The organism is Paenibacillus sp. FSL L8-0641 (assembly GCF_038006265.1).
Classification (GTDB): Bacteria; Bacillota; Bacilli; order Paenibacillales; family Paenibacillaceae; genus Paenibacillus; species Paenibacillus polymyxa_D.
In genome coordinates this window covers 3,750,438-3,763,400 of the sequence record NZ_JBBOUW010000001.1, presented here as the reverse complement: position 1 = coordinate 3,763,400, position 12,963 = coordinate 3,750,438, and the positions used below count along the sequence as shown (strand labels likewise).

Annotated in this window: 12 protein-coding genes; 10 read left to right on the top strand and 2 right to left on the bottom strand. The window is 37.6% G+C overall.

The features are described from left to right. Positions 1-22: 22 nt before the first annotated feature. Positions 23-592, bottom strand: coding sequence for a TerD family protein (locus MKY16_RS17000; protein WP_340956291.1), 570 nt, complete (start codon positions 590-592; stop codon positions 23-25). A 177-nt stretch (positions 593-769) separates the two neighbouring features. Between MKY16_RS17000 and MKY16_RS16995 the strand changes: the two genes are divergently transcribed. The 7 genes from MKY16_RS16995 (at position 770) to MKY16_RS16965 (ending at position 9,270) form a co-directional block, all read left to right on the top strand. Further along, on the top strand, positions 770-3,157 hold the full coding sequence (locus MKY16_RS16995) for a polyprenyl synthetase family protein (protein ID WP_340956290.1): 2,388 nt from the start codon (positions 770-772) through the stop codon (positions 3,155-3,157). 229 nt (positions 3,158-3,386) lie between these two features. Further along, complete coding sequence (locus MKY16_RS16990; RefSeq protein WP_322252193.1) at positions 3,387-3,926, top strand: CueP family metal-binding protein; 540 nt, start codon at positions 3,387-3,389, stop codon at positions 3,924-3,926. Between the two features lie 284 nt (positions 3,927-4,210). Then, positions 4,211-6,274, top strand: coding sequence for a methyl-accepting chemotaxis protein (locus MKY16_RS16985; RefSeq protein ID WP_340956287.1), 2,064 nt, complete (start codon positions 4,211-4,213; stop codon positions 6,272-6,274). A 153-nt stretch (positions 6,275-6,427) separates the two neighbouring features. Further along, complete coding sequence (locus tag MKY16_RS16980; protein WP_340956285.1) at positions 6,428-6,808, top strand: immunity 22 family protein; 381 nt, start codon at positions 6,428-6,430, stop codon at positions 6,806-6,808. Between the two features lie 363 nt (positions 6,809-7,171). After that, on the top strand, positions 7,172-7,300 hold the full coding sequence (locus MKY16_RS16975) for a tyrosine-type recombinase/integrase (RefSeq protein WP_231517242.1): 129 nt from the start codon (positions 7,172-7,174) through the stop codon (positions 7,298-7,300). Between the two features lie 221 nt (positions 7,301-7,521). Then, the gene (locus MKY16_RS16970; protein WP_340932789.1) at positions 7,522-8,517 is read left to right on the top strand and encodes a hypothetical protein; all 996 of its coding nucleotides are present in this window, start codon (positions 7,522-7,524) and stop codon (positions 8,515-8,517) included. Between the two features lie 171 nt (positions 8,518-8,688). Further along, positions 8,689-9,270, top strand: a complete 582-nt coding sequence (locus MKY16_RS16965; RefSeq protein WP_340932788.1) for a hypothetical protein — start codon at positions 8,689-8,691, stop codon at positions 9,268-9,270. A 157-nt stretch (positions 9,271-9,427) separates the two neighbouring features. Here MKY16_RS16965 and MKY16_RS16960 read toward each other — a convergent pair whose 3' ends face one another. Beyond that, a complete protein-coding gene (locus MKY16_RS16960) occupies positions 9,428-9,715 on the bottom strand; it encodes a hypothetical protein (protein WP_028542323.1) in 288 nt (95 codons plus the stop codon). A gap of 171 nt (positions 9,716-9,886) precedes the next feature. On the opposite strand from MKY16_RS16960, the gene MKY16_RS16955 reads away from it, so the two are divergent. From MKY16_RS16955 to MKY16_RS16945, 3 genes are all read left to right on the top strand, one after another. Next, positions 9,887-10,090, top strand: a complete 204-nt coding sequence (locus tag MKY16_RS16955) for a helix-turn-helix domain-containing protein (RefSeq protein ID WP_010345194.1) — start codon at positions 9,887-9,889, stop codon at positions 10,088-10,090. A gap of 359 nt (positions 10,091-10,449) precedes the next feature. Further along, on the top strand, positions 10,450-11,973 hold the full coding sequence (locus MKY16_RS16950) for an AAA family ATPase (RefSeq protein ID WP_340956283.1): 1,524 nt from the start codon (positions 10,450-10,452) through the stop codon (positions 11,971-11,973). Further along, complete coding sequence (locus MKY16_RS16945) at positions 11,960-12,946, top strand: HNH endonuclease (protein ID WP_340932783.1); 987 nt, start codon at positions 11,960-11,962, stop codon at positions 12,944-12,946. The genes MKY16_RS16950 and MKY16_RS16945 overlap by 14 nt, the downstream gene beginning before the upstream one ends. The last annotated feature ends 17 nt before the right edge of the window (positions 12,947-12,963 follow it).

Genomic DNA, 12,963 nt, shown 5'->3' with positions numbered 1-12,963 from the left:
TTTTCCTTAACACCAAAAATGCTTATTCATACGTTTTTACAAGCTCATTCAGGGAGGTAATGGTGCTTCCTTCTCCAATAGCACCGAATTTCCACTCCCCTCCATAGCGGTATACTTCACCTACACGGATACTACACATCCCTTTATAGTCCTCTGTCAAGTTGTATCGGAGAATCTCTTCATCTTGGGACGCATCCAATACTCGAATATAAGCATTGTTCACCATACTGAAATCTTTACGTCTACCAAAGCTGAAAAAACGGAATATATTCACAATAAATACGACTCTATGCACTTCCGGTGGTAGTTGCTGGAGGGAGACGGTAATGACTTCATCATCACCGTCGCCATGTCCTGTCAAGTTGTCACCACTATGTACGACGGCCCCACAAGGGCTATTTTTGTTTCCGAAATATACTAGATTTTTCGTCTGGGTCAGCTTGCCGTTCTCATTAAGAAGCAGCGCTGACGCATCAATATCCATGCTTCTACCCTTCATAGGGTTCCATCCAAGGCCTACTTTTAGCACGGATAAGTATGGATTATTTTTGGTTAGGTCTACCTTCTGTCCTTTAACTAGACTAATACTCAACGTTATGCCTCCCTATCATTATTTTCGTTCTACTCTGAAATTGTAGCATATATATAGAAGGATATAATCTATTCGTAACTTCACAGACTTTATTCCGTATAAAGATAAAAACATGATCCAAATTCGTTCCCTCAGGGAGAAATGCAACCATGTTTAACAAAATGAGAAGTTGAGGTAATGCATCATATGAATGAAAAATTTCAAGCCGATACAGAATATCAGCTGGCTGAGCAGAAGGCGCTTCAGTATTTTGCATCACTCTATAATCAGGTCAAGAATAAAACTTATGTGACCTCTCTTACAAAAGATATCCATATATGGAAAAGGAATCATATCCATTCTTCTTCATGGTTATCCTTCTTTTCGCGGAAAAAGAGAAAGCCGGATACCCGGGATTACTACAGATATATTCAATGGCTGAGTTACACGGGGAAGTTAGATGAATATCTGAAGCGGAGTGTCTCTTATATTTACATGAGGGATCTAGGCAAGGCTCTAGATTCTGCCGACACACAGACCCGGATTCAGCGCGTCATTGCTGACGTAAAAAGATATTTGCTTCAACCCACCCATGCTAACAGGAGAGATCAAGCGGAGTTTATGAATTTAGCCGGGGTGTATCGGTGGTCTCAAAAGGAAGGGATCGAAACTACTGTAATCTGGCTAATCAACAAGCTTAACTCTGTAGCTTCTCATATTCCTGAGGAAATGGATGCAGAGCATGCCCAGCGCAAACTGATTAAAATCATCATTGGGGTTATTCTGCATGTGATGGAAGAAATGGACGAAGCCGTGTCACCTGTTGAACGTTCGCGCAGACTGGATAAAGCCATCAGGCTTGGGTATTCCTATGGGTTGACTTATCCTTTTATTGATGATCTGCTCGATTCTCAGCTGTTGACCGTTCAAGAGAAAGAACAATATTCCCATATGATACGTACCGCGCTTCTTACCGGATCTGTGCCAGAACTGGGCGACTGGTCCGGCGATCATATGAAGTTCATTCGCTATATCCATTCGGAGCTCTCGGATGCTTTTGAGTATATTAAGGCACATCAGCGGCCAGACACACAGCAAACCTTTTTCGAGCAGTCCTATGTTTTCTTTCATTCTCAAGATATCGACCGGGATAAGGATCTAACACGAGCTAATTACACCAATGAAGAGCTTTATATACCCGTTATTTTAAAATCTGCTTCTTCCCGTTTGATTGTCCGTTCCGTGATTAGTGCTCCTGAGGATGGAGGGTTTGAGCAACGAACATTCTATTATGGTATCTATAACCAGCTTGCTGATGATTTTGCAGATATGGCCGACGATATGAGGGACGGTGCGGTAACACCCTATACCTATTATTTAAAATATCATCATCAAAGATCGGATTTGATCAATCCCTTCGAACTATACTGGGCGGTCATTTCTCACTTGATTCATAACGTGTATGACTCGGATGCTATGGCTCGTGAAGTGATACTGGACCGTGCAATAAATGGACTCAAACGTTGTAAAGAACGGGTAGGTGCAGAAAAGTACAATGAAATAATGGAGATTTTTGCATCCGGAAATCCGGAATTTAATCGTCTCATCCAGAAGATGGTGGGTAAAGCGGAGGATGTAGATTTTTTGGATAAGCTGCTTCGGGATCAGATGATTACTCAACTGAAAAATGATTCGAAGGAAAAAGAAGACTTTATGAATACGATCAAAACCGTCCGTGATCAGATTAACAACCAATTGAAAATTACCAAGCCTTCTGGGATTGAGGCCATGAAAGAACAGCTTATTGATGCTGCCAATTATAGTCTTGAGGGGGATGGGAAAAGGATACGCCCTATATTGACCTGGGTCATGGGTGTGAACGAATATGGCTTAGACGCATCGGCAATCGTGCCCCTTCTGAGATCATTGGAATATATGCATACAGCCTCCCTGATTTTTGATGATTTGCCTTCCCAGGATAACGCGTCTACCCGTAGAGGGCGTCAGACATTACATCAGGTGCACAATAGCGCTACTGCGGAATTAACCGGACTATATCTGATCCAGAAGGCTATCGGGGAACAATCGTCACTGAACCAATTCAATGCTGAGACTGTACTTGCCTTGATCCAATACTCGGCTCGTAAGGCAGAGGATATGTGTATGGGGCAGGCGATGGATCTGGATTCCAAAGGAAAGGCTTTGACATTGGAACAGCTGAATATGATGTGCTTTTACAAAACAGGAGTGGCGTTCGAGGCTTGTCTCGTTATGCCAGCCATGCTCGCACAGGCCGAGGAGCTGGAGATTGCTGCTTTGCAGAAATTTGCCTATCATATGGGAATTGCTTTTCAGATTAAAGATGATTTGCTTGATGTGGAAGGAGATACGCTGTTACTTGGAAAACCTGTGGGTCAGGATTCAGATAACAATAACTCGAATTTCGTGTCCATCCTTGGTTACGAAGGTGCCAGTAAAGAAATGTGGGAGCACTACTGCCTTGCCATGGAAGCATTAAAAGAGGTACCCCGCAATATCGCTTTTCTGAAGCACTTAATGAATTATATTGTGAACCGGGATCGTTAAAAAGAATTGTGCCCCATAGCTCCATAGGAGTGGTGGGGTGTTTGTACGTTGAGACAGTAGAGTTGCTCATACTTCCTTGCCCCTCTTTGGTGATCATCTAATGTAACGCAGATACGTCTGGATAAACAAGCAAAGATGTGAATATCTGGTGACTTCAGTACCGTATTTTGTCCGTTACGGCGCGTTCTACATTATAATGTTTAAAAACGGACAAGGAGATGAACTCCAGATGAAAAAAGGAATCTTGGTCGCTTCAGGGTTGGTTGTTGCGGCATTGGGCACGTACCTGATTGCAGGAAATATGCAGAAAGAAGGAGCGGACAAGCTCGGGACAACAGATATCAAGCAATTGGTGCATGATTTCAGCGCAGGCAAGGGAACAGGTCAATCCGCTTCCATTAATTCCAGTCAGTTAATTGTTAATGGAGACAATACCCAACCCATAACTTATAATTTGCCTGACAACGAGTTTTTTGTTTCGATTGCGCCATATGTAGAAGAGACCCACCCTTGTGCAACTCATAGTCTAACCGGCTGCCAAGGCGAAATAAAAAACGGAGAATTCAATGTGACCGTTCACGACTCCGAAGGGAATGTCATCATGGAGAATGCTGCCATGAAATCACAACCCAATGGTTTTATTGATCTATGGCTACCGAGGGATAAAACCTACCGCATTAGCGTGAATCATGAAGGTAAAACGGCTGAAACTGAATTCTCTACATATGAGAAAAACGATACGTGTATCACAACGATGCAGCTAGGCTAATGATAGAGAATAATGGGGTTGAGCTTACTGATCGCTCGTACACTTTAAGTCCACATAACCCTGCGTTCATACATAGCTTTTAGTAAAGAGCCTACGTCTGACGGAGGCTCTTTGTGCTGCCCTAATCTTTTGCTGGAGTTGCGGAACAGGTTAGGTGGGAATCTATGAGGAATCAGATAGCGAAACTTTAAATTGTATATACTAAAAACCTATTGAAATAGCTGCAAACTTCCGACATATTATCTAAGAGCTTTTCGCTCAATATTCCTCGGGGAGATGGCAGCATGTCACAAAATATGAAGAAGCGCGTATCCAGATCATCCAGCATCGCGAACACATTGGCCATGGTCTTGTTAGTTATTATCGTTGTCGTCTTTGCAATCTTGGGGACGTTCATGTTTGCAAGCACGCGAAGCATACTTGTCAAGCAGCAAGAGGCCATGCTCCAGACCAAGACGCAGGCCATCGTTAGTCAATTCGATGCGTTGTTTAAGGAAAAGGGCTCACTTGTCCAGCAAATGTCAACGAACAACACTTTTAAGCAATATTTAGAAACCACCCCATCGGCAGAAATGGTGAAAACTTCTCCTTATGCTGCGGAAACAGTAGCGACTTTGGCAGCCATTGTAAAGGCAGAGCCATCTTTTGCCGACGCCTGGATTGCAGGAATATCTGGTAAAGGCTTCTTTCTTCAGAATGATGGTGTTGCTTCCAAACCGGATTTCGATATCCATACACGCCCGTACTTTAAACCGGCAGTTGAAGCAAACGGTTTATACTACTCAGAACCCTATAAGGACGTCAATTCGGGTAATGTGCTCATGGGCATTTTCTATCCGATCAAAGATAGCAGTAACCAATTAATCGGATTTGCTGCTGTCGATATTGCTTTCAAAGACATCCCTGCCGTTATGCAAAGCTATTCGCTTGGAAGCACAGGCTATTCAATTCTTGCATCCAAAACAGGTGATATTTTGTATCACCCCGATCAAAATAAAGTGCTGAAAGAAAAGATTAACGAAAGCACAGGTGATCTTGGGGAGATCGGAAAGAAGATGATTGCTGGTGAGTCCGGAGTACAGCTCATTAATGATAATGGGGAACGTCGTTATATCGGGTATGCAACCAGTAAAGACACGGGGTGGTCCGTAGGTGTAACTATTTCTGAACAAGAGGCGCTCGCAGAATTAAAAGCCTTTACCTGGATTACGATTGGCGGTTTTGCTGCAGCCACCATTCTGCTGGTTGTGATTTGTTATATAACGCTCCGCTATCTGTTGAGATCAATCCCGAAATTGCTTGCCAAAATCAAGCTGATTGAAAATGGAGATTTGACCGTTCCGTTTGATACGCATTCCAACAACGAAATCGGGCAAATTTCTCAAGGAATTTACAATATGGTTCAAAAAATTCAAGGCATGCTCCAAATGGTGGGTGGCTCAGCTCAAGTCTTGAATCAGTCTTCAAATGATTTGCAATCCATTTCTTCCAGAACCGCGATCACCATGAACGATACGGCGACAGCAATTAATGAAATTGCCAATGCAACGAACTACCAATCCATCGAAACGGATAACATTTTACAAAAAACCGGAGCCTTATCCGGCCAAATTGACGAGATTGCCAATGATACGAAAGCCATCGAAACAATGGTGCAAACCTCGGTCGAACAAAGCGGATTGGGGCTGACAGTAGTAGATCAGCTGTCCAAATGGGCGGAAGAAAATCACAATTCAACCCAAGCGATGTCGGCCATCATTCAGGATATCGATCTGAGCCGTCATGAGATTTCGGGGATCGTGGATACGGTCAACCAAATTGCAACGCAGACCAACCTGTTAGCGCTCAATGCTTCTATTGAAGCTGCACGTGCAGGAGAACAGGGCAAAGGGTTTGCTGTGGTTGCCGGGGAGGTTCGCAAATTGGCTGAGCAGACGGCACTGGCGACACAGGAAATCTACAAGAAGGTACGTGTCATTGAAGAAAAAACCAGTGTATCGGTTGAGCATACCGTTCATGGTCTGAAAATTGCAGAAGAAAATGCGAGATCGGTGGAGGACACCAAGCAAGTATTCTTTAGCATTAACAAGGATTTGGAAGATTTGAAATTGCGAATGATCCAGATCAGCACCAACACCTCCAAAGTCCACAAGCATAAAGATGAGATTTTGCAGGCGCTGGAAATCATCTCTTCCACCACCGAAGAGAATTCTGCTTCAACCGAAGAGGTTAGCGCCAGCACGCAGGAACAATTGGAGAGCTTCGAACAGGTTGCTGAACTCTCCAAACAATTAAACCAATTGTCCACTAAGCTGCAAGACGAATTAAAACAGTTTAAGGTTGAGTAACAAGGCTAGGCATGATTTTGACTTATATACAGCAAAGCCCGCGTTCAGCGGGCTTTTTAGCTTCAACAGCTGTTGTGGGGTAGAGGGCATGGTAACTGGTGCGGGATACAGATAGACCATACGTATAAACTGAAATATTAGCGGGGTGAAGATATGAATTGCTTTGAAAAAAATATGGTGTCCGTCTGGTACGGTCACTTTGCCTCTGAAGATGAGTTGTTTGAATATGTTGAGATCAAATACCCGGAAGATGAGAATGAGAATATTTTTAGCGGTTTTTTAAATGATCATAAAATAGATGATTTTGACGAAGATTTTGCTGAAGGAGTCTTTCTGGTTGATGGGACCGATGATGGTATAAAAGATGTTTCCTATGTTGATTCTTTTTTATCTCCACTATTAAATGACTTAAGTAAAGTAGATGGTAAATATAATTCGTTGTTCTTTATATATGATTGTAATACAAGTGGTTTATCTGAAAAAAATGGCGAGGAACTACGCTTTTTAGCCGCATATCCTTATTCAAAAGATTAACGGTTACACTATTCTTTTGTCTTCGGAGTCTCATTCCAAGTAATTATGATAATGAAAATTGAACTTAAAGGATCAATAATTTGATCCGAAAGAATCAGGGCCTTAAGGTGAATTTCCATCTTAAGGCCCTTTTTTTGTGCAAAATTAGATTTCCAAATTTTTGAACGGCTGATATACTAAGGAGATAAGTGAGATGAAGATAAACCTACTCTATCGGGATGAAGCAGGAAGGTTCGGCAAACGCTGCTCTCCAAAGTGGCCTTTGCGGTGGCCGAGCAGTACATAAGGGTTGGACAGCTAGAAGACTGACTATTTCCAGGGCAGAGAGAAGGCCGCCACCTGACGGAACGTTCAGCGCAGAAAGTGTTTGAAAAAGCGCTGGTTGAAGCGGACATTCGCAAACAGGTGAGTATCCATTCGCTAAGGCATTGCTTTGCGACCCACTTACTGGAGAATAGGATCGATCTTCACTATATATTCAGGAACTGCTAGGGCATCAGAGTGTGCGAACGAGGAGCGGTATACACATGTGAGCAGACGGGACATTGGGGGGAATCAAAGTCCGTTGGACCGGATGAGCGGGCTGGAGGATAGAAACGCAGAAAGTGCGAGAATAAGGGGGAAAGTGCAGGATTCATAAAGTTCGTAAATAAGACGTTATATGACATAACCCGAATAATTAGAAGTTCTATTACTCTTGTGGGGGAATTTAAATGAAGCTAAAAGATTTAATTGATGAGTTCATTCAAGCAAAGCAAAATGAACAATCAAGGAATGTCGTTGGATATTATAAGGATTTAGGTGTATTTCATGATTTTCTTGAAAGTAAAGATGTAACAGAAAAAAATATTAACGAATATTTAAGGGGAATTTCAACTGATATAATAATTGATTGTATTAATTATTATATCACGAAAAACAACGTAACCTCTGTATCAACTGTTCAGAGGTTTGTTTCAGTGGTAAAGGAATTTTTTGTATACATAATGACTGTAGGGCATGTTAAGAATGAGCCTCTGTTAAAGGCTATTGGTTTACCTGCGCATAAAATTGATTCATTTAGGTATTCAATAAATAAAGCAGTTTCTGATCACCCAATCCTTAAAGAATCTGGGAAGTCAAGCCGATTCACTGAAGAAGAGATTATAGATTTAATTAATGAATGTAATAGCGTCATACAGGATGTATCAAGGTATGCAGAATCTGATTCAATTAGTTTTAATAAACTATTGTCTGCAATAATTTATAAGTTAACTATATTTACTGGAATTGCATATAGAGAAATTATTGATTTACCTAGAACCTCGTATAAAGAGAATATTGGGATAATAACAATTAACGAATTTTCTATACATCTTCCAGAGCAACTTGTAGGACAACTTAATGAATATATTTATATACGTGACAGTAAGTCAATTTCCACGAAATTATTAATACAATTTGATGGGAGCGATTTACCAGAAAAAACAAGCTCAAGAGTAACTTTATTGAAGGAAATAACAGGGAGAGGTGGACTTACAGGAATTATAAAATATGCAATTACCGAGATGCTTAAGATTGATGTGAATCCTAAAGTAATTATGAATTTTACAGGAGTAAAAGACAAAATTATTGAGCACTGCATTGAAACCATATATTCAGAGTCACTAGGAACAAGTAGGTATCTAGATTCAAAGATTAGAAGTTTGAAGATTTATGAAATAATATAGCATGCTTTCGAGGAAGTGGCCTATACCATATAACATTATTTTCAAGCTGCGGCTCCTAATGGAGCCTTGGTCTACAAGATGGATTTCGGGGAGGGATTTCAGCAGACAACCCCTTTGGGGTTCATGAATACGAGAATGTTATACGAAATTATTGTAAAAGGAGACAAACAATTGAACTATCACTTAAAACGATCTATTTATTCCTTTATATCTAAGATTATTCTAATGATTATAGTTTCATATTTGGGAAAAACTTTTTTTCCTGATGTATCAAAATTTATGTTTTCGTTTTATTTTTGGTTAATTTATTCGATCATAATAATTGGTATATGTTATAAGGATTATAAAGAAATTATTGAGTTTTCTAGACACATGAACTTGATTTATAAAACTAAAAAAGAAAAATTATCTTATGCAAGGTTAGAGATGTATGCAGTGTGGTCAGGGACTTTTGTTGAAATAACTAAAACAAAATTAGATCTGTTAAAGACGTTCTCACCCATACCCATTATAATATTTATCTTAGGTCTTTATACAAATAATAACTCCAGCATTAATAACAAAATCAATCTTTTTTCGACAGAATTGTTACTTGGTGACTTGTTAATGTATCTGGGTATCGGTATCCCAGTATTTTACGTTTACTATATTTATTCAACATTTTCAGCCTATAAAAAACACTTGAGAACAATGATGGATTATAAGGCTGAAGCAATTGTTGCGAACGAGAAAACTAAGGAGGTCAGTAAATAATTCAGTGACGACAAGGACTCCGCATAACATTCCATTCACGCACCGTTAATATGTTCCTTGATCTGCCGAAAAATCGTGGCAGATAACTCCTGACGGAGTTCGTGAATGGGCAAAACTTTATATGACAGAATCAAAATGAAAAAGAGCCTGAAGGCTCTCAATCTAAAGATATATGTAATTCGTTATGCAGATGAAGAGCGTCCTTAAAACCTTGCAAATAAATTTCACGTTCTAAAATAGCTTGAACAGAAAGCTCAGCATCATCGTAAAGGAATAGGATCTTCTGAATATTCTCCGGTACTCCTTCATGTAACTGCTTGAAGTAGAGATTCCGTTCGGATGAGAACTGGTTGTAGCTGGAGTTGTTTTTGATAAGCTCGCCATATAAAGATTCAATTCGAGTCTGAATCAGTGAATCAAGTAAGACTTCCAAAGAATTATGCATTCTGAACACCATCCAATTTATTTGACTTTATGAATTAAAGTTCAACTTATTGAATATAATTTTAACATGTAAAATAATTAAGTCAATACATGTTGAAGATGTTTTTGATAAAGAAAATATACTTTCATATAATTAAAGAAAAATTCACTTGATGTGTGAAAGGAATATCAGATGATTAGTTATAAACCTTTTCAAAAATTATTGATCGACAGGGAGATTAAGAAGCAGGATTTATTGAAAATGACAGGTATTTCGTCTGCTACAATGGCGAAACTCAATACGAACGAATATGTGTCATTAGAAGTGATTGATAAATTATGTGCGGCTTTAGGTTGTCAGCCAGGAGATTTATTGGAACATATAGCAGAACAATGACTGATTAGAATCAAGAATGACTGTTGGTTAATCGAAGAAGTGATTCCGTCATATAACATACTATTCAAGCAGCGGCTCCTTTCGGAGCCTTGGTCTGCTAGAAGGATTTCAGGGAAGCATTTCAGCAGACAACCCTTCGGGGGTCTTGAATACAGGAACGTTATACGACAGAATCAATAATAATAGAAAAAAGGATGATAAGACTTTTTAAATGTTGGGATTTTGCAGTTCAATAAAGAGTTATAGAATATCTTTAAAATTTGAATCTCCATTGCTGTTGGAGCATTAGCAGATACATTTTAGGTAAACCGATGAATAAAAAATAATGTGAAAGCTTGAATTCATAAGTAGGAGGATTTATGAAATTAATAAGTTTATATATAGAAAATTATAAAAAATTCAAGAGAAAAGAAATTGTTTTTTGGGAGTCACAAAGTGAGATAGAAAAGATGTTATATAAAAATGCTAGTATTACTGCTTTCATAGGCCTGAATGGCACTGGGAAAACGACGATATTAAGTCTTATTGCTAATATTTTTAGAAACTTAGAGCGGTCTCAGTCTAAAATACCTACAGATTTTAAGCTTAACTATGAAATTAATGATCATCAAGTGAGTATTCAAAGGTATGAGGAAGTTGTATATATGAGGATAGATGATGAAGGAACATTTGTATTACCCGAGAGAGGAAGAAGGAAAGGACAAGATTATTATAATAAAGAAAAAGTTCCTTCTGACTATACTGAAAAAACAAAGAAATTTCATGAAATATTAGATTTTATACCTAGACGAGTGATAGTTTCTGGCTTTGATAGTGAATACGAACTAGAATATCCGATCAATCTATTAGCTACTAAACTGCTAAAAATAAATAGCAAACTTTACTATAAAAATACTTACGGAATGGACTTTTCAGAAGGTATTTTTAAATTTATTAATATGTATTTCCAGAATCAACAATTGAACTACATATTTAAAAAAATGAACATTAGCTTTGTGAATAAGATCTTTGCTAGGTACTCACATCCGACTTTCTACAAATTCGAATCAGGAGAAAATATACACGATGGATTTTATGAGGAATTGGGATATTGTTACGTAGAAGATTACGGTAAGTTTCTCATAAAGAAATCAGATATTCCGTATTTCGAAGATCTAATAAAAATAAAGCAGAAATATCCCAAAGCATTTCGTGACTTTTACAATGAAGATTTTATCACAGGAGAATTTTTTGAAGTTTTCGGAAACGAAATGGACGTAGATGGATTCAATGTCATTTTTAATTTTGAACACTTTCATAAAGATTATATCATGGAGTTAATTTATATTCTTTTGAAACATAAGCATTTGTATTTTAATGATGTAATTATCAAACGAAATGAGGGTGAAGAATATAAGATAAAAAATATGAGTACAGGAGAAAAGCTTTTGTTTGGTGGGCTCTTTTTTTTATTAACACATATAAAGAACAATTGCATTTTAATCATTGAAGAGCCAGAATTACATTTGAACTATTCGTGGAATAAGCATCTACTACCTATCCTATCAATTTTATTAAAGGAATACGATTGTCATTTACTTATAAGTAGTCACAATTATAGCTTTATTAATAGCCTATTTTCAGAACAAATAAGAATTTTGGAAGATGATGAAATAAAGACACCTGAGTTTAATACTTTTCTTGCAGATGAGAGAGTAATATTAGATAAACTTGTAGACAATGAGCAAATGGAAAATAGATTTGAAGAAGTAGTTATTCAAGCAGTAAAAGAAGAGGATACGGCGTCTTTGAAAGCATTTTTTGGAGCAATGGGGGAATCTTTTTTAAAGGTAATGGTTTTTAAAAAATTGCTTGAATTAGGTGAGATTAATGTGGAAAGTTAGTAACTTCAAAAATGAAGCAAAATTGAAGTTGTTTCAAGATAATATCTGTTCCCCATTTTTATCTACTCTAGTTAAATACGCTACGAAAAAACAATTATTTCAGTCTTTTGAAAATTATCTCGATCAAAAACACAGTAAAAAAAACTACTATGCTGTTTTAAAATATGTAATAAATTTAAAATTTAATAAATTTTATATAAAATATTATTTAGAGGAATTAATTAACACAAAAAAAGTGAGATACTTAAGAAAACAATTCGAAATTTTTAAAAAGCAAAATACTCAGCTTGATAATTTTGATTTCAATTTAGTGAAAGAAGATATAGACCCGGTATTAAAAGATATTTTTATTGAGGTATTCTATCAAAAGCTATTTGATAACGCCAAAATTTGGGGAATAATCGATTCCCATTCAAGCACCTTTTCAAGGCAGATATTTCATGAGAATTTCAAAGGTGAAAACAATATCTATATATGTCCATATTGCGATGTGGATACAATTATTTCTGATGGGAACATAGTTATTGAACATTTTATACCAAAATCAGATTACCCGTTTGTTAGTATGCACCCCAACAATTTAATGAGTTCCTGCTATGGCTGTAACGGTATATATGGAAAGCATACTAAATATTATGCACCTATTTATTCACCTTACAATATTCAAATTGGGGAACTTATTAAATTTGGTATTGATTTTTCAGAAAAGAAAGTAACTCTAGATGGAGCTGGAGAGTTGAAAGTCGATAATTATATCAAAACATTAAGACTAGAGCCTAAGTATTCTAAAAAAGATGTGTTTGATTTAGTTTATTCAAATTCTAATTTTATTTTTGGATTAATTACAAAAGATAAAAAACAAGAAATTGATACAGACTTATTAAAGAAATATTTACAAGTAAAGAAGAACCCCTTAACTTTTCTTACTCTAAGTGTTTTTAATGATGTTTGTAAGTATGAGTCAAATAAGTAGTTAAGATCTTAGACACA